Source organism: Achromobacter sp. D7-1, from assembly GCF_059760445.1.
In genome coordinates this window covers 39579-55048 of record NZ_JCBAMT010000022.1, presented here as the reverse complement: position 1 = coordinate 55048, position 15470 = coordinate 39579, and the positions used below count along the sequence as shown (strand labels likewise).

Below are 15470 nucleotides of genomic sequence, written 5' to 3'. Positions count from 1 at the left end.
CTTTCCCGCCTGAGGCCGACAAGAAGATGTCCGACACATGAAAACCATTCAGAAAACCCGCCCCCGTAGCCGTTTGCTCCGCACCACCATGGCCGGCCTGCTGGCGTCCACCCTGGCCGCGCTGTTCAGCCCCGCCGCCACCGCCGCCGAATCCGCTGGCGCCGCGGCGCTGCCGCCCACCGCCCAGGCCACCGCCATCGCCCCGCCCGACGCGCCCACGGTGATGTATTCCATCTACCAGATCGACGGCAAGGGCGCCGACTCCTACGAAGTCGCCAACGGCAGCATCGCCACCTTTTGGTTCGGCCATGCCTTCGAGCTGGGCGGCACGGGTTACTACACCGGCTTCGTCTGGGACACCCGCGAACGTTATGGCAAGCCCGGCGAAGACGAGGTCGGCCCTGGCACCCAGGTCAACCTGGCCGAAGCCACCTTCACCCTGACCGGCTCCACGGCCGAACGCCCCTGGAAGTTCCGCGGCATGGAGCACACCATCGGCATGTTCGGCGCCTACGAAAAACCGGAAGACGTGGACACCCGCCGCAAGCCGGTGGAATACCGCACGCCCGCCGGCAAGCTGCTGCTGGCCGTGCCCACCGAAGGCTTCGACAACGGCATCAGCTTCAGCGGCTACGCGCTGCTGATCTTCAATCCGGCGGGCCCGGACGAAGGCGCGGGCTGGACCTACGTGGGCAGCATCAACACCGGCGAGGACAACAGCGCGGCCTGCGCCGAAGGCGACGTCATGCCCTGCGTGGCCAGCTCGGGTGAACTGGTCTTCTCCGCGCACGGCGGCAGCGATATGCCCCGCGTGACCGTCAAGCGCAGCGGCACGGAAATCTCCGGACCGGACAAGACCCGCCAACTCGGCGCGGGCGATACGGTCATCTACGCCTACGACGCTGCGGGCAAGAAGTACGTGCAGAAGTAAGGCGGCGTCGATGCCTGAGCGCAGCCATGCGCGGTAGGCACCATGGGCGCCTTGGCTACGTCATCGGCGGTGGATCCCGTGGCCTGCCGCCCAGTCCGCGCAGCTAGGTCAGGTTCAATCCGCCGTCAGACAGCAGGATCTCGCCGGTCAGATAGTCCGACGCGACGAGCATTGAGACAGCCTGCGCAATATCATCGGGACTGGCCGCCCGGCGCATCGGCGCCTTGTCGCGCCACAACTGCTGGGCCTGTGTCCAATCGGCGGTCAAAGGCGTGTCCACCAGGCCCGGCGCAACCGCGTTCACCCGGATATCCGGCGCAAGTGAAAGCGCCAGCAGACGCGTCACATGATTGAGCGCCGCCTTGGTCGCCGCATAAGGAATGGAAGCGCCTTTGGGCCGGATGCCCGCGTGCGAACTCACATTGATCACACAGGCAGGCCGGCCATGCGCCGCCGCCGCTTGCAACGCGGCCTGCGCCTCGGCCACCAGGCGAAACGGCGCGACCACGTTGACCTCATGCAATGCATGCCAGATGTCCGGCGTGGCCGCGGCCAGATCCGCGTGGGGAATGACGCGGCTGATTCCGGCGTTGTTGACCAGCACGTCCAGCCGCCCCCACGCCGCGACGGCTTCCCGGACCAACCGGATCCGGTCGGCATCGTTCGCCAGATCCGCTTGCACGTAGACCGCCTCGCCCAGCTCGCTCGCCAAGGCATGGCCGGCTTCGGCCGAGCGCCGCGAATGCACGACCACCGCATAACCGTCCCGCGACAGGCGGCGGGCAATCGCCTCGCCTATGCCGGAGGTGGAACCCGTGACCAGCGCGACTGGACGCGTACATGGCAGATTGGACATCGAGGAATCTCTTGCTCAGAAATGCGCCGCATGCGGCGGGAAGGCGACAACTTAACACCGTGCTGAAAAACGCAGCGCGACGGCGAGGCCGTGCCTAGACTGCCGAGCCAACGTCCTCGCGCGACGCGCCGAGCTCGCCAGACACCCACTCGCAGAACTCACGCGTCAGAGGATCGTCTTCGCTGTCCCGATGCACCAGCCAAGCCCATTTGGGGCCACGCACGGTCTGCTCCGTCAATGCCGCCAGCGAACCGTCGCGGCGCGAACGCTCGGCCAACAAGCTGCTGACCAGCGCCATGCCCAGGCCCTCACGCGCCGCGTCCAACAACTGTCCCGGGTCGGAGAAATTCATGCCCTGGCCGCGCTGGCCCACGTCGGCGCCGCCCTGCGTTTCCCAATGGCTCCAATCCATCTCGCGCTCGCCATGCAGCGTGGCGCGCGTGTCCGCCGACAGCAGCCGCGGGTGGCAGGCCGGATACAGGCGGTCCTCGACCAGCACGCGGAACGCGCAATCGGCCTGCGGGCCCAGGTCGTCGCGCAGCGCGATGTCTATGGTCTGCTTGGCCATGTCCGGCGCGGCATCACTGGTGTAGAGCCACAGGTCCGCCTCGGGATGCAGGGCGCGGAAGGCCTCCAACCGAGGCAGCAGCCAGTGCCGTGAAAACGCCGGGCTGGTGTTCACGATCAACTGGTTCGGCTTGCGGTACTGGTCCAGCCTGCGAATGCCCGCGGCCAACTGCTGCAGCATGGCCTGCGTCGTGCCCAACAGATCCCAGCCCGCATCCGTCAACGACACCGCGCGTCCCTGGCGGAAGAACAGCGGCTGGCCCAGATAGTCCTCCAGGCTGCGCACCTGCTGGCTGATCGCCGACTGCGTCAGATGCAACTCGTCGGCCGCCTTGTGGAAACTGCCCAGCCGGGCGGCCGCCTCGAAGCCGCGCAACACATTCAGGGGAGGCCATTGCTTAAGCATATCGATAAGCCCTGCTAATCACAATTCCGCTAAATATATCGCTTGTCCAGGCGATTTGGCGGGAAATACACTGCAATTCATGAGGTGCGCACCTTTGACTCCGACATAACCATTTTTTATCGATCATCCAGAATTCCAGGAGCCCCACGTGCCCACCCGCCGCCAACTCATCCAACACACCGCCACGCTCATGGGCGTCCACGCCGCCGCCTCGCTGGGTTTGGGTCTGCTCGCATCCGGCGCGCGGGCCGCGTCCGCGCCACGGTGGCACATGCCGGACGAAGGCGCCCCCCAGGCCCGCGCCTTCATCGCCTTCGGCGCCCAGGACGCCATCTGGGAAGACTTCACCGCCGACGTCCAGGCAGCGCTCGGCCGCATCGCCCGCGCCATCGCCGCGCACCAGCCCGTCACCGTGTTCTGCCGCAGCCGCGAACGCAGCCTGGCGGAACGGCACTGCGGCGCCAACAACGTGAGCTTCGTCGAAACCCGCCTGGACGACGTCTGGATGCGCGACATTGGCGCCAACTTCGTGCTCGACGGCCAGGGTGCAGTCACCGGCGTGGACTTCAACTTCAACGGCTGGGGCAACAAGCAGCGCCACGCCGCCGACGCCAAGATCGCCGCCGAAACCACCGAAGTGGTTGACGCCGAATACCTGCAAAGCGAACTGGTCGGCGAAGGCGGCGGCATCGAAGTCGACGGCCGCGGCACCGGCATCATGACCGAGAGCAGCTGGATCAATGCCAACCGCAATCCCGGCTGGAGCAAAGCGGAAGTCGAGGAAGAACTGAAACGCTGCCTGGGCCTGCGCAAGATCATCTGGCTGCCCGGCATCAAAGGTAAGGACATCACCGACGCCCACGTCGACTTCTACGCCCGCTTCGCACGACCCGGCGTCGTAGTCGCCAATCTCGACATGGACCCCGACTCCTACGACTACGCGCTGACCCGCAAGCACCTGGAGATCCTGCGCCGCGCGACGGACGCCGACGGCAAGCCGCTGGAAATCCACACCATGAGCCCGCCGCTCAATCCGCGGCGCAGCAAGTTCATGGACGACAACCTCGACTTCGCGGCGGGCTACATCAACTACTTCGTCATCAACGGCGCCGTCATCGCACCGGAGTTCGGCGATGCGGAAGCGGACGCGAAGGCGCGCGATCTGCTGGCGCGCTTGTATCCGGGACGCAAGGTGGTGCAGCTGGACATCGACGCCATTGCGTCAGGCGGCGGCGGGATTCATTGCGTGACGAATCAGTTGCCAGCGGCCTAGTTCACACGAGTCCGCGAGAGGTCCCGCGGGGTCGCAATCCAGACACCGTCATGCTGTGGCGGCCGTGGTAGAGTCGTGCGTCCTTCCTGTCGCACTCCATCACGTCGCCACGCATCACAACCAGGCTGGCCCATCCGGCAGCAGGCCGGAACCCACAAGGCACGCGTGGCAACCCTATTGCGGAGCGGAGCATGAACACACAGACCCCGGCTATCACCCCGGCGCGTACCGCCTTGCTGGTCATGCACTACCAGACCGACATCATGGAACTGTTCCCGTCGGTCGCCCCCGCCTTGCTCAACAACACGCGGCAACTGTGCGACGCCGCGCGGCGCGCCGGCGTCAGCGTCTACTTCGCCAAGATCCATTTCAGCCCCGGATATCCTGAAGTAAGCCCCTTGAACAAGAACGGCCAGGGCATCAAGCAGCTTGGACTTTTCGTCCACGACCGCATCTCGCCAGAGCTCGACCGCCGCGAAGACGAGCCGATCATCATCGCCCACCGCGCCAGCGTGTTCTTCGGCACCGACCTGCAAGTGCGGCTTTCCGCGCAGGGCATAGACACGCTAATCATGGTCGGCGTCGCGTCCACCGGCGTGATGCTGTCATCGATTGCGCACGCCAGCGACGCGGACTACCGCCTGCTGACGGTCAAGGACTGCTGCTACGACCCGGACCCGATCGTGCATGAGCATTTGTTTGCGACGGCGTTTGAATCTCGCACCACCGTGCTGTCGCTGGACGATGCCTTGTCCTTGCTGGCGTAGCGGACTGCTAAAAAAAACCTGCCTCCATGCCCCCTGAAGGTTCATCTTCGCCGTCCATCATGTCTTTTCGAACCATACCCGCAGAACCTTACGCGCCACGCCGCATGGCATTCATCGAGCAATGGCGCGAAGACGACCAGGCCATCAAGGCGTACGCGATACAGCGCAATCCCGATCCAGCTGTTCCGTTGCTGCCTGCCGAGATAGCCATGGCCGCCCGCAAGACCGCGATGAGCGCAGTACATGACGCCGCAAGCGATCCGCGCGCAACCGGCCTGGGTTTCTGCATCGTGCACGTGGGCGAGGAAGCCGTCTGGCTGCTGGTGGACTGGTGGATTTCCGGCGGCATCCTGTGCCAACAGATGTACTCCGCGCCGCTGCATCAGCCCGAGCAGTTTCAGCCCGTGCAGGGGCCGTTCATTGCATGCGTATGGGAGCTGGAGGTGACCACGCACGAGCGCGGCGCGTGGATGCGGCATGTGCTGCGAGAGACGCCGGATATCAACGCGTATGTGGACGACGTGCTGCCTGCGGGCAGCTATTGAGACGGCCTCAAACAGCGCTGCGCTTATTTCCTGAGATAGGACTTCTTGCCGCTATCGGTGTAGCAGTACGTTCCACCCCGTGGCCCGGTGCAGTATTGGCCATCGCGGCAGCTACACGCGCCATTCGAGCCAGACGCCGAGGGCTTGGAAACAAGAGGCTGTGCGTTGGAATCCGGACTTGAACACACGCGCTTGGATGCGCTGATCGAACCGTCGCGGCACAGAAACTGTTCCCCGACGCAACGCTCCACGCCGCCCTTCTTTCCGGAACAGGGATAGTTCGCCGAATGGGCCGTTGCGGCAAACAGCAGGGCCGCCAACAACAGACCAAGACGCATCATCATCCCCTTGGAAGAGCGGCGGAAGCCGTAGGCGATCAGCTATCGCAACGGCCTTCGGCCGCCAGGTTCACTTCGGATTTGGAGATCACCCGCTTGCCTTCCTCTTCCGTCACCTGCTCCACGCCGGCGCCGCCCACGAATACGCCCACCTTGATGAATTGGCGCACGAAATAATTCTTGCCCGCTTCCATCATCACCATCAGATCGTTCGGCGAAAACTCCGATTCGGTGGAGACTTTGTGCTGCTCGTTGCCAGCGACCTGCGTGTAGAAGAACACGCGGTCGGCCGTTTCACCCAGGCACTTGCCGTTGACGTACACGTCCTTCTTCAGCGCCTTGCCCACAAAGCTGTCGCGGTAGACATACAGGCCGGACTTTCCTTCGTCCGGCGCCGGGAATGATTTGGCCTGCTTGTTTTGTTCAGCTGGCGCCATCGGCACATTGGCGCAACCCGCGATCGTCATCACGCAAGCGGCAGCGGCCGCCAGCTTCAACATCTTTTTATTCATGTGATTCATCTTCTTCAGCTTAGTTATCTGCCGCTTCCTGCCCTCCGCAGGGGAACGGGTAAATGTATCCAAGATATTCTAATAATGTCACATGAATACCAAATAAGCTATCTCGCAGTAGGAAATACTGCTGTTCCCGGATTAGAAATGGCAGACTACGACTCCCCGGCGACATCGCAGCCTGACATCTCCCTCGCCCATGAATAAGACCGAAGGCGCAACCTTCCAAATGGCATACGACAAGGGCAGCTCGCACTTCAGGGATCTGCACTTCCACGACTGCACCTTCGACAACTGCGCCCTGTCCATGGTCAAGATCCCACAGCGCATGTCGCGCGTGCAGAACGTGCGCCTCTCTAAATGCCGAGCGGTCAACTCGATGATCCAGCCCTGCATGTTTGAAGACGTGCTGATCGAGGACTTGTCCACCAACCCCATCCTGCTGGTGTGGGCCTCGTTCTTTCGCAGGGTCAAGCTGGTGGGCAAGATCGGCAAGCTCAATCTCAACCTGACGCCCACCGCCTTCTGCAAGGACGAGCGCGTCCTCGATCAGTTTGCAACCGCGCGCGCCGCCTTCTACTCCGAAACCGATTGGGCCTTGGACATCAGCGAAGCCAAGCTGCTGGGCCTGCGCTGCGAAGGCGTGCCGCTGCACCTGATCCGGCGCGATCCGCAGACGCAGGTCATCGTGGACAAGCAGGGGCGTTATCCGGGGTACCAGGCCCTGGGAGCGGATTTCGTCCGGGCATTCCCGGGCATTGCCAGCGTGCTGCATGGCTTTGACGAATCGCCCAATCCATCCATGCTGCTGACCGCCTCGCTGGCCGCGCCCAAGGCGCGACGGGACGAGGAGAAGGGCGCGATCAGCGAACTCAGGACCTTGGGATTTGTGGAAGAGAGTTCGGCGTAATCCTGCGCGCAAGCCCGCTGCTCAGCGAGGCTACCGAAAGTACGGCGCAAGCCAGAACCACGCCGCAACACTTATCCCCAACCATAGCGCCACGATCATCACCGCACCCGCCAGACTGCGCGGCTTCGCGCCTCCCTGCGCCTGCATCCAGGCGTCCGCCTGGCCTCGGCATTCCTGCAGCACATCGGGCGGCAACAGTTTGATGGCCAGCCAGATCAGGCCGGGCAATAACAGCACGTCGTCGACGTAACCCAACACGGGGATGAAGTCGGGAATCAAATCGATGGGACTGAGCGCGTACGCCACCACGAACAGGCCCAGCGCCTTGGCGTACCAGGGCGTGCGGGCATGCTTGCCGGCAAACCATAGTGTCAGGCCGTCGCGCTTGATGCGCTTGGCCCAGGCTTTCAGGCGATCGCTGACGTTCATGCGGAAAGCGGGTGTTCGCACCCAATGGCCATGAATGGCGGTAGTCTGACACACCTATTCCGCTCTTGCGGCGCGTTGCCTCAGGGCTTGCGGTCGATGACAATCCGATCGCCATCCCGGCTGCACGTCAACGTATCCCGATACGCCGCGCACAGCTTGTCCACCAACGCGGACCAGCAGCCGCCGCTGACTGGCTGAGAAATCATCACGGTCTCGGCTCCCCCCTTCAACAGGATATCGGCGCCGGAGTTCTGGCGCAGCCCTTCGGCGATGGAACCGAGTGAGCGAGGCGCCCCTGAGAATTCTTCCGCGTTGGCGGGGAACCGGCTGTTCAACTGCCAGTAAAGCCCTCCAGGCAAGGCGATGGAGAGCAGTATCAAGAACACGCCGACAGGCCCTTTCAAGCCATATTTGTCGAAGATCGTTTCCACCTCATGCTTGGTGTTTGGCGTAGGGGAGGGCCTGGGTCGCAGCAACAAGTAGATCCCAAGCACAAACAAGATCAGGGCCACCACGACGGCAACAAGCAGCACGGCCCAATCCAATCCGGGCAGCTCTCGCATGCAGGTCAGATCCATGGCCGATCACCTCTTCGCATCAGAGAAGAAAAGCACCAGTAATTGCGACGCTTGCTTGTAGTCCATCAGCACATAGCCCCGCCCGATCTCGAACTGGAAGTCGTCCGTCCACTTCACCGACAAGGGCTGCTTTTTTCCTAGGAATACTTCCGATATGACGTGGCTGTACTTCGTGGAAAAAATGGCAATCTCGTTATCGATCTGTTTGATCGGCAGTTCCGCGCTGGCGACCGTCGCTCGAAACAGGCTGGCTCGCGCCAGCACAGGCAGAGCGCTCTCGATGAAACTGCTCTCGCTCAGAGCGGCCGTATCTCCTGACTGCGCAAACGCCATATAGCGGGCGAATATCTGCGCCGCGGATTGCAGTTGCGCCTGGTACGCGTTCTGTCCAAGTATGGAAGTAAGCACCGTGGGATTGGCCCCGATGCCCGAGAAGCCGTACTCGCACTTGCGTCCGGCGGCATACCGCTGGACGGTGCATGTCCCGTTGACGCTATAGGTCTCGTATTGCCCGGATGAGAAACGGCATTCGCAGTATTTCGCCGGCGCGAGCGGCATTGTGGGCGGAGCGTTCTGGCCAGTGCCTTGCCCTTGAGCCGTGGCGCCCAGCGCCATGAACCAGGCCCCAATGGCGGCCAGGGCATGCAGGGTGAATCGAGAGTGCGGCATGGGTACACCTCGCTTTATTCAACCACCTGAGCGAAACACTGGAACTTGCCGCACATTTAATAACGATACCGCGCGGCCTGGGCGAGGTTTAATCCATCAGGAGTAATCCAAGATTGAGCTCCCTGTGTGTGGACCCCGACTTCCCGTGCGAAATCGTAGTCGGCGCTGTCGCTGCTGCGCCTATATTGGCTGGCAGCCTCCGTTCAGGGCTCATACCTCAGAACGGCTTCAACACCACCAGAAAGATGATGAGCACGAGCGCAATCGCCACTAGCGGCAACAGGTTTGCGCGCGCCGTTCCCACACCGCCACCCGCAGCCTCAACCGTCCGCCGCAGCCGCCCGGCCTGCATTCCATGCGCCGCAGCCAGCCCCAACACCAACGCCAGCTTCACCGACAGCCAGCCGCTGCCAAACCACCCCGCGCTGGCCGCCAGATACGCGCCCGTCGCCAACGCCCCCACCATCGCCGGCGTGGTCAGCGTGCGCTCCCACCTGCGCAGCAAACGCAATCGCGCCAGCTCCTGCGGCAATGCGGGCCCGGGCAGTTTCGCGGCTGCCGCCAACACGAACCCCTGCACCACCATCCCCGCCACCCAAAACAGCATCAGCGCGATGTGCAGCGACTTGATCAGCAGATACCCCATCGCTCACGCCCTTCTGGCGGGTGCCACGGCGCGGTCCAGTCTGCGCGCGATCACATAGCCGCCGAACGGCACCAGCGTCGCCAGCAAGGTCAGCAGCAGCCGCTTGCGCGGCCAGTCCTGCGCCGACGCCACATTGCACGCCAGCGCGATGTAGACCATGAACGCCACGCCATGCATCGGCCCGATCCACGACACCGGCGCCGGCACCCCGGCCAGATGCTTCAACGGCACCGCGACGCCAACCAGTGCCAGCAGCGTCGTCCCCTCCAGGACCGCCACCCACTTGAACAGGGAGTGTGTCGAACCGCCGGAATCTTTCATGGACATGGCCACCGCAACGCAAAGGGAACCGGCATTGTCCGGGCTGGCGCAATCGCCCGCCATTGGCCAAAATGCCAATCTTCGAAAGAAATCCGCCAACCGTGCGATCGGGCAGATCTGGCCCTTCGCCACCGCCGGAACCGCAGCCATGCCCAAGAAAGCCCCCCATCGCATCGCCGTGCTCGCCTTCGACGGCCTGGTCGCGGGCGACCTCGCCGCGCCCTGCGAGATCTTCCAGCTCGCTGAAACCCTCGATGGCCGCCGCCCCTACGAACTACAGGTCTGCGCCAGCAAACCCCGCGTCCAGACCCACGCCTATGACCTGCACATTCGCGCCCGCCTTGACGTGGCGCGCCACGCGCACACGATCATCGTGCCCGGCCTCGCCGACCCGAGCCGCGACGTCCCCCGCGACATCCTGGACCTGATCCGCCACGCCCACGCCGCAGGCGCCCGCATCGCCTCCATCTGCACCGGTGCCTTCGTCCTGGCCGCCAGCGGCATCCTCGACGGCCTCAAGGCCACCACCCACTGGAAAGCCGCCGACCAACTGGCTCGCCGCTACCCCGCCATCGACGTCAACCCCAATGTGCTGTTCGTCGACAACGGCCAGATCCTGACCTCCGCCGGCGCCGCCGCCGGCATGGACCTGTGCCTGCACATGATCAAGCGCGACCACGGCGCCGCGGTGGCCGCCAACAGCGCCCGGCTGGCCGTGGTGCCGCTGGAGCGCGCTGGCGGCCAAGCGCAGTTCATCGTCCGGTCCACACCGGCCTCGCACACCGACCTGACGCCGCTGCTGCACTGGATCGAGAGCAGACTGGCGCACAACCTGACTGTAGGCGCGCTGGCCGCGCAGGCCGCGGTAAGTGTGCGCACCTTGAACCGGCGGTTTCAGGAACTGCTAGGCGTCAGTCCCTTGCAGTGGGTGATCCAGTCACGGGTGAACCGCGCGCGCGGAATGCTGGAGACGACGGACCTGCCGGTGGAGCGGGTAGCGATGGAGGTGGGATTTGGGTCAGCGGTATCGCTGCGGGAACATTTCACGGGCATCGTAGGGACGAGCCCGATGGGGTATCGAAGGGCATTCCGGCGCGTGGCTTAACGAGGTCGTGGTGCCAGGCGCGCCGTTGCCTTGTCGTCTCTAAAAACGTGCCGGGCGATTCTATTTCTGGACGTCCTGCCGCTGACGCTGGTACGTGTCGTAGGATTTGGACGCGTCGCTCTGGCAACGCTGTCGCTCCTGGTTATCGACGATCTTATTGCAGTCATTCCGTTGCCAGGATTGGCCAGTGTCATACAGCTGGCGGGACGAGCAAGCCGTCCCGGCGGCGGCCACTACGATGCAGACGAAGATCAGGGCGTAGCGCAAGGAAGTCTCCTGAGAGCGCGGCGTGAGATTGGCGGATGTAGTCCGCGTATGACGGGTGGGCTGCAGGGTTACGGTTTACTTTTTTTTGACCGGGAGCGCCACATTGATTCGCATGCGATCCCTCTCTGCACGTGTGCAGGCGGCCGAATCAGACTCTGCGCGGGAATTCCTGGCTCCATGCGCAGGCGCCAGATCATCGGCAACGTCACGCCGCCTGCAAGGCCTGCTTATCCCGGCTGCGGCTACCTGCTGCGGTTTCAATAGCGCGCCAGCTTCGAATCCCGAATCGCGACCTGACCTAGGGTGAAAGCCGGCCGGCGTGGCTGAAGGTATCCGCAAGACCGGAATACGCCGCACAGAGTAGACTGGCCGCCTGTCCATCTGTATCGAGTCCTACTCCATGCTAGTCAAAGCCCTACGTGTCGGCCTGGGTCAAATCATCGTGCTGGGCGACGCCCTCACGCGGCCCCGCCCGCAACAGCGCTCCGCGCAAGGCCAGGCCACGGTCAACACCGAAGCGGCCAAGCTGTCGCTCTACCAATTCCATGCCTGCCCGTTCTGCGTCAAGACGCGGCGCGCCATCCACAAGCTCAACGCGCCCATCGCGCTGCGCGACGCCAAGAACGATCCCGAAGCGCGCGCGCAACTGCAGGCAGGCGGCGGCAAAGTGAAGGTGCCGTGCCTGCGCATCGACGATGCAGCGGGCACGCGCTGGATGTATGAGTCCAGCGACATCATCGCCTACCTTGAACAACGCTTCGCCAGCGTGGCCTGACGGAAGCACATGGGCATGCCCCGCCTGGCTCGCCTGTTTCTCATCACCTTGGCCGCCATGGGTGCACTGTCCGGCTGCGATTCCTCGTCCTTGAAACCCGCGCCGCCCGGGTCAAAACTCAACGCCGAAGCCATCGCCACGCGCGACACACCGCCGGAGCTGCAGTTCAAGGGCGTGCTGGCCGGGCAGCCCGTGCATCTGCTGGTGCATGAATGCAAGGTGTACAAGGTCGAGCCGGCCGAAGGCGAGAACGTGAAGTGGACGCTGGTGCTTGAAGGCGACTTCTCTCTGCTACCGACCATCTGCGTCCAGCAGCGGCTGACCGAGAACAAGGGGGTGGTGACTGCGTTCTTGGGGCGGCAGGCGTTTGGCGCGGGTGGGTGTTGCACCGGGACGCCGGAGTATCGGTCCAAGGACGGGGTGAATTGGAAGCCGCGTTGAGTGCGGGCTTTTTTGTGTTCGCCCGCGCTGACTACGCCGTACCCCAAAGGAAAGCCGCAGATGGCAAATGACGACCGCAGCCTGATCATTCCCAGAAGAACGCCCGAATCAGCGGCCATGACAGCCAACGTCAAACGCGCGATGACGATCACCGCCGCCCTCAACCGCCTGACCTTCAACGACGCCGCCGAAGTCCGCGCCTTGTTCAGCGAACTGATCGGCAAGACGGTCGATGAGAGCTTTCTGTTGATACCGCCGTTTTATACGACCGGCGGCCCTGACATCAGTGTCGGGCGCAACGTCTTCGTCAATCAGAGCTGCACCTTCTATGACCTGGGTGGGTTGAGCATTGCCGATGATGTGATGATTGGGCCGAACGTCAGCCTCATTACGTCTGGCCATCCGATCGAGCCTTCGCGGCGTCGTGATTTCGTCACTGCGAAGCCCATTGTGATCGAGAGGAATGTCTGGATTGCGGCGGGTGCGACCGTTATTGGTGGCGTGACTGTGGGCGAGAACTCGGTGGTTGCGGCGGGTTCGGTGGTCACCAAGGATGTGCCGGCGAATACGCTGGTGGGTGGGAATCCGGCAAGGGTGATTCGGTCGATTGCTGAATAGGGCGGGCGCGTAAGCGCCTCGCCTCTGGCTGCTGAGTTTGGCTACTGGATCGACGACGGCGCGCCGTGCGTGACGTCGCCGAGATCCGCATTCACCTCGCAAAAGCGCGCCTGCGCCAGCATGGCGTCGGTCAAGGTGCCCATGTGATCGCATAAGCCTTCTACTCCACCCATCAACGCCGCCACCGTCCACGTGTCTAACGGCTGTCCGCCAGTTGCGTCGGGTTCGGAGGCGCTGTTGCCGACCATACGGGCGATGGCCTCGATGGCGTGGCGGGCCCGGTCTATGTGGTGGAGATGGGAGAGGGGGACTGGGCCGAGTTCGGGGTCGGATTCGACGGACCAGGGGTTTTGGGTGAGGGGGTGGGATTGCATGGACTTCCTCCGGCGATGTGGGAAATCCCGCTGCCCCACTTCCAAATGAGGCGGGCGGGCACAGGACAAGGTTGGAAGACCGGATCGTCGGAACCGGCGTGCGGCTAGCGCACCCCTGCCAAGGCCCGCCCATTGGGACGTGCGAAGGCGTGCTGACTGGGGAGTCAGCACCGACGAATTTACCGGCTTCCATTCCGGGCTACCGGTGGTGGCGGTAGTGAATGGAGTATACGGGAGGTGGTCTGATGCTATCCGCAGGGTGAATGACAATTTCGCCACCGACTACTCACGCGTCTGCTTTCGACCCTGAGCGGGCGTCGCAACCATCGGCTTAAAGACAGGAAGCGGTCGGTCGACGTTGGCGCTGAACCGCTATCTATGCCAAGCTTGTAACATGATCGAAGCACCACTTTCCTTGAGTCGCAAGCAGGCTCGAACCATCAGGCGCGCGCTGTCCCGCCTCGTTGGGGATAAATCGTTTATCGACGTCAGATCGGTTGAGGATCTGAAGGGCGTGTCGATCACGCACGAACTTCATCTTCCTGATGGCCGCATGAAGATGCTCAGTGACTCCGGGCTTGAGCAGCTTGAGATCCTTGTATCAACCGTGCACGACGCAGACTCGTTCTGCGGCCTTGCTGACTACGCGGACCTTTGGGATGCCTCCAAGAAGACCTTTGCAGAGTTGTCTGCGGCAAACCTCATGGCAGGGACTGCCCAAGAGTGGCTCGGATTGTTATCCGCGAGGTTGGCACCTGAGATCCGCTCCCGGACCTTTGTTGTTCCGTTCGTGGGGCTTGAGCTGAAGGGTATCGACGAGCTCGCACTTGGTCCTTACAAGATCATCCGCCCTTCCATCAGTTTCCTGAATCAGGCTGGTGTCGACCACAGCTGGACTGACGTGCCGAGTAAGCTCCAGAGCTACAGGCACTGGGAGCTGTGGCTAACCGGTTCAGCGCTGGGAACGCATCGAGTTGCTGAGTCGCGCATTCGGACCCAGTCCGTCTTGGTCGCAGGTCTAATTGCCGTAGTCGCAGCGGCCATGCTTCCGAATGGGGCCACCCAGCTCTTCATCAGTCCCAACATGACCGGCCACGATACAGATGGACGCGCCACATGGTTTTCCTGGGGAGAGGCCGGCTCGGACTTTGCCCTTCACAGCAGCGGGTTGCGCGGCTCGCCGCTTCCCATCGATGCCAATCTGCGTAACCAACTCGTCGATGCCAGCTATATCACGACAGCCATGCGGATTTTCCAGAGTGAAAAACGTACCCCGCTTGAGGATGCGGTTACCCGTGGTTTCCACTGGTTCGCCGATGCGCATAGAGACCCTACGCAGGTCATGCAACTGGTGAAGTATTGGAGCTGCATCGAGGCCTTGTTCTCCTCGGACCAGGAAGGCATCACGCGCTCGCTGTCAGTGGGTGTGGCGTCAGTCCTGGTGTACGGTGGCTATGGGTTTGCCAAGGTGGACGATTACCAGGGTCTGAAGAAGCGGGTCGCGAAGTTGTACGCCTTGCGATCTCAAGCCGTCCATCGAGCCTCACGGAATCACGTGAACGTTCGCGACGTCGCAGAGTTGAGCCGACTCGCGGGCCAGCTTTTGCTGAACGCGCTCTCGTTCATCGAATATGGCTATCAAACGCCAGCTGAGATCAAGGCGTATTCCCAGCGCATCGACGCATCGGTTGACGCGCTCGGCTGTGAAACCACGCCATCATGAGGATGTGGTTTTGCTGACGGGCGACAAGCGCCGCTCGGAAACTGACTGGCAGCGGAGGCCACCTCCAGTCCTCGGAAGGATTCCCGGCCAGATCCGGCCAGCGTAAGCAGCGACGCCTCGGATTGCAAGGGCCCCCATTCTGCGCAGATCTGGCCTCGCGCTGCCATGCTGCGGGCGGTAACCTCGCGGAGATGGTGGTGGGTCGGCAGAGGTGGCCCATGCACAGCGGCCTGTGGAGATAGCCATCCTTATCAGACAGTAGTTGACTCGCTGCAAAGCCGCCGTTGGCGGTCGACCGCTCATGGCCGATGGCCGTCGTTCGTCAAGCGCGTCTAGCTCACCGCAGTTGTAGGGCAGGCGTGGGGGCCGGGATCGGAGACCTCCCAATGTGATGGACTGATTCAGCATCCAAGTTAAAT

At 63.0% G+C, this 15470-nt stretch carries 21 protein-coding genes; 10 read left to right on the top strand and 11 right to left on the bottom strand.

Going from position 1 to position 15470, the window contains the following annotated elements:
- Nucleotides 1-37 precede the first annotated feature (37 nt).
- Nucleotides 38-931 (top strand): hypothetical protein, encoded by an 894-nt coding sequence (locus tag AC6LKD_RS12265; RefSeq protein ID WP_498116363.1) that lies wholly within the window; start codon nt 38-40, stop codon nt 929-931.
- Between the two features lie 103 nt (nt 932-1034).
- Here AC6LKD_RS12265 and AC6LKD_RS12260 read toward each other — a convergent pair whose 3' ends face one another.
- A complete protein-coding gene (locus tag AC6LKD_RS12260; RefSeq protein WP_498116362.1) occupies nt 1035-1787 on the bottom strand; it encodes an SDR family NAD(P)-dependent oxidoreductase in 753 nt (250 codons plus the stop codon).
- A gap of 94 nt (nt 1788-1881) precedes the next feature.
- Nucleotides 1882-2760, bottom strand: coding sequence for a LysR family transcriptional regulator (locus tag AC6LKD_RS12255; RefSeq protein ID WP_498116361.1), 879 nt, complete (start codon nt 2758-2760; stop codon nt 1882-1884).
- 148 nt (nt 2761-2908) lie between these two features.
- Here AC6LKD_RS12255 and AC6LKD_RS12250 point away from each other — a divergent pair, with 148 nt between their 5' ends.
- The 3 genes from AC6LKD_RS12250 to AC6LKD_RS12240 all read left to right on the top strand — a co-directional run bounded on the left by AC6LKD_RS12250 (nt 2909) and on the right by AC6LKD_RS12240 (nt 5345).
- On the top strand, nt 2909-4033 hold the full coding sequence (locus AC6LKD_RS12250; protein ID WP_498116359.1) for an agmatine deiminase family protein: 1125 nt from the start codon (nt 2909-2911) through the stop codon (nt 4031-4033).
- Nucleotides 4034-4224: 191 nt separating this feature from the next.
- Entirely contained in the window at nt 4225-4800 is a 576-nt protein-coding gene (locus tag AC6LKD_RS12245; RefSeq protein WP_498116358.1) for a cysteine hydrolase family protein, read from the top strand.
- Nucleotides 4801-4904: 104 nt separating this feature from the next.
- Entirely contained in the window at nt 4905-5345 is a 441-nt protein-coding gene (locus tag AC6LKD_RS12240) for a hypothetical protein (protein WP_498116356.1), read from the top strand.
- A gap of 23 nt (nt 5346-5368) precedes the next feature.
- Here AC6LKD_RS12240 and AC6LKD_RS12235 read toward each other — a convergent pair whose 3' ends face one another.
- Together AC6LKD_RS12235 and AC6LKD_RS12230 are read right to left on the bottom strand one after the other, a co-directional pair.
- The gene (locus AC6LKD_RS12235) at nt 5369-5683 is read right to left on the bottom strand and encodes a YdcA family protein (RefSeq protein WP_207467042.1); all 315 of its coding nucleotides are present in this window, start codon (nt 5681-5683) and stop codon (nt 5369-5371) included.
- 38 nt (nt 5684-5721) lie between these two features.
- A complete protein-coding gene (locus AC6LKD_RS12230) occupies nt 5722-6195 on the bottom strand; it encodes a DUF2846 domain-containing protein (RefSeq protein WP_492275737.1) in 474 nt (157 codons plus the stop codon).
- Between the two features lie 229 nt (nt 6196-6424).
- Here AC6LKD_RS12230 and AC6LKD_RS12225 point away from each other — a divergent pair, with 229 nt between their 5' ends.
- On the top strand, nt 6425-7105 hold the full coding sequence (locus AC6LKD_RS12225; protein ID WP_498116355.1) for a hypothetical protein: 681 nt from the start codon (nt 6425-6427) through the stop codon (nt 7103-7105).
- Between the two features lie 30 nt (nt 7106-7135).
- Here AC6LKD_RS12225 and AC6LKD_RS12220 read toward each other — a convergent pair whose 3' ends face one another.
- The 5 genes from AC6LKD_RS12220 to AC6LKD_RS12200 form a co-directional block, all read right to left on the bottom strand.
- The gene (locus AC6LKD_RS12220; RefSeq protein ID WP_498116354.1) at nt 7136-7534 is read right to left on the bottom strand and encodes a YkvA family protein; all 399 of its coding nucleotides are present in this window, start codon (nt 7532-7534) and stop codon (nt 7136-7138) included.
- An 80-nt stretch (nt 7535-7614) separates the two neighbouring features.
- On the bottom strand, nt 7615-8112 hold the full coding sequence (locus AC6LKD_RS12215; RefSeq protein WP_498116353.1) for a hypothetical protein: 498 nt from the start codon (nt 8110-8112) through the stop codon (nt 7615-7617).
- 6 nt (nt 8113-8118) lie between these two features.
- On the bottom strand, nt 8119-8781 hold the full coding sequence (locus tag AC6LKD_RS12210) for a hypothetical protein (RefSeq protein WP_498116352.1): 663 nt from the start codon (nt 8779-8781) through the stop codon (nt 8119-8121).
- Nucleotides 8782-8998: 217 nt separating this feature from the next.
- On the bottom strand, nt 8999-9427 hold the full coding sequence (locus AC6LKD_RS12205; protein WP_498116351.1) for a CopD family protein: 429 nt from the start codon (nt 9425-9427) through the stop codon (nt 8999-9001).
- Between the two features lie 3 nt (nt 9428-9430).
- On the bottom strand, nt 9431-9748 hold the full coding sequence (locus tag AC6LKD_RS12200) for a DUF3817 domain-containing protein (RefSeq protein ID WP_498116350.1): 318 nt from the start codon (nt 9746-9748) through the stop codon (nt 9431-9433).
- Nucleotides 9749-9896: 148 nt separating this feature from the next.
- On the opposite strand from AC6LKD_RS12200, the gene AC6LKD_RS12195 reads away from it, so the two are divergent.
- Entirely contained in the window at nt 9897-10853 is a 957-nt protein-coding gene (locus AC6LKD_RS12195; RefSeq protein ID WP_498116349.1) for a GlxA family transcriptional regulator, read from the top strand.
- 60 nt (nt 10854-10913) lie between these two features.
- Here AC6LKD_RS12195 and AC6LKD_RS12190 read toward each other — a convergent pair whose 3' ends face one another.
- On the bottom strand, nt 10914-11120 hold the full coding sequence (locus tag AC6LKD_RS12190; RefSeq protein ID WP_498116347.1) for a hypothetical protein: 207 nt from the start codon (nt 11118-11120) through the stop codon (nt 10914-10916).
- Between the two features lie 400 nt (nt 11121-11520).
- Between AC6LKD_RS12190 and AC6LKD_RS12185 the strand changes: the two genes are divergently transcribed.
- The 3 genes from AC6LKD_RS12185 to AC6LKD_RS12175 are packed head-to-tail and all read left to right on the top strand — an operon-like array spanning nt 11521 to nt 12954.
- Entirely contained in the window at nt 11521-11895 is a 375-nt protein-coding gene (locus AC6LKD_RS12185; protein ID WP_498116346.1) for a glutaredoxin family protein, read from the top strand.
- 15 nt (nt 11896-11910) lie between these two features.
- A complete protein-coding gene (locus tag AC6LKD_RS12180) occupies nt 11911-12336 on the top strand; it encodes a hypothetical protein (RefSeq protein WP_498116345.1) in 426 nt (141 codons plus the stop codon).
- 60 nt (nt 12337-12396) lie between these two features.
- Entirely contained in the window at nt 12397-12954 is a 558-nt protein-coding gene (locus AC6LKD_RS12175; protein WP_498116344.1) for a sugar O-acetyltransferase, read from the top strand.
- A 41-nt stretch (nt 12955-12995) separates the two neighbouring features.
- Here AC6LKD_RS12175 and AC6LKD_RS12170 read toward each other — a convergent pair whose 3' ends face one another.
- The gene (locus tag AC6LKD_RS12170) at nt 12996-13328 is read right to left on the bottom strand and encodes a hypothetical protein (protein ID WP_498116343.1); all 333 of its coding nucleotides are present in this window, start codon (nt 13326-13328) and stop codon (nt 12996-12998) included.
- A 394-nt stretch (nt 13329-13722) separates the two neighbouring features.
- Here AC6LKD_RS12170 and AC6LKD_RS12165 point away from each other — a divergent pair, with 394 nt between their 5' ends.
- Nucleotides 13723-15051 carry a hypothetical protein gene (locus AC6LKD_RS12165; RefSeq protein ID WP_498116341.1) on the top strand — a complete coding sequence of 443 codons (1329 nt, stop codon included), beginning with the start codon at nt 13723-13725 and terminating at the stop codon, nt 15049-15051.
- Nucleotides 15052-15470: the final 419 nt, after the last annotated feature.

Excerpts from the sequence above, each read along its gene's own strand:
- AC6LKD_RS12245 (WP_498116358.1), top strand. The coding sequence starts at position 4,225 with ATGAACACACAGACCCCGGCTATCACCCCGGCGCGTACCGCCTTGCTG.
- AC6LKD_RS12215 (WP_498116353.1), bottom strand. The coding sequence starts at position 8,112 with ATGGATCTGACCTGCATGCGAGAGCTGCCCGGATTGGATTGGGCCGTG.
- AC6LKD_RS12240 (WP_498116356.1), top strand. The coding sequence starts at position 4,905 with ATGGCATTCATCGAGCAATGGCGCGAAGACGACCAGGCCATCAAGGCG.
- AC6LKD_RS12175 (WP_498116344.1), top strand. The coding sequence starts at position 12,397 with ATGGCAAATGACGACCGCAGCCTGATCATTCCCAGAAGAACGCCCGAA.
- AC6LKD_RS12265 (WP_498116363.1), top strand. The coding sequence starts at position 38 with ATGAAAACCATTCAGAAAACCCGCCCCCGTAGCCGTTTGCTCCGCACC.
- AC6LKD_RS12185 (WP_498116346.1), top strand. The coding sequence starts at position 11,521 with ATGCTAGTCAAAGCCCTACGTGTCGGCCTGGGTCAAATCATCGTGCTG.
- AC6LKD_RS12225 (WP_498116355.1), top strand. The coding sequence starts at position 6,425 with ATGGCATACGACAAGGGCAGCTCGCACTTCAGGGATCTGCACTTCCAC.
- AC6LKD_RS12235 (WP_207467042.1), bottom strand. The coding sequence starts at position 5,683 with ATGCGTCTTGGTCTGTTGTTGGCGGCCCTGCTGTTTGCCGCAACGGCC.
- AC6LKD_RS12255 (WP_498116361.1), bottom strand. The coding sequence starts at position 2,760 with ATGCTTAAGCAATGGCCTCCCCTGAATGTGTTGCGCGGCTTCGAGGCG.
- AC6LKD_RS12170 (WP_498116343.1), bottom strand. The coding sequence starts at position 13,328 with ATGCAATCCCACCCCCTCACCCAAAACCCCTGGTCCGTCGAATCCGAC.
- AC6LKD_RS12165 (WP_498116341.1), top strand. The coding sequence starts at position 13,723 with ATGATCGAAGCACCACTTTCCTTGAGTCGCAAGCAGGCTCGAACCATC.
- AC6LKD_RS12195 (WP_498116349.1), top strand. The coding sequence starts at position 9,897 with ATGCCCAAGAAAGCCCCCCATCGCATCGCCGTGCTCGCCTTCGACGGC.
- AC6LKD_RS12260 (WP_498116362.1), bottom strand. The coding sequence starts at position 1,787 with ATGTCCAATCTGCCATGTACGCGTCCAGTCGCGCTGGTCACGGGTTCC.
- AC6LKD_RS12220 (WP_498116354.1), bottom strand. The coding sequence starts at position 7,534 with ATGAACGTCAGCGATCGCCTGAAAGCCTGGGCCAAGCGCATCAAGCGC.
- AC6LKD_RS12230 (WP_492275737.1), bottom strand. The coding sequence starts at position 6,195 with ATGAATAAAAAGATGTTGAAGCTGGCGGCCGCTGCCGCTTGCGTGATG.
- AC6LKD_RS12205 (WP_498116351.1), bottom strand. The coding sequence starts at position 9,427 with ATGGGGTATCTGCTGATCAAGTCGCTGCACATCGCGCTGATGCTGTTT.
- AC6LKD_RS12180 (WP_498116345.1), top strand. The coding sequence starts at position 11,911 with ATGCCCCGCCTGGCTCGCCTGTTTCTCATCACCTTGGCCGCCATGGGT.
- AC6LKD_RS12210 (WP_498116352.1), bottom strand. The coding sequence starts at position 8,781 with ATGCCGCACTCTCGATTCACCCTGCATGCCCTGGCCGCCATTGGGGCC.
- AC6LKD_RS12200 (WP_498116350.1), bottom strand. The coding sequence starts at position 9,748 with ATGAAAGATTCCGGCGGTTCGACACACTCCCTGTTCAAGTGGGTGGCG.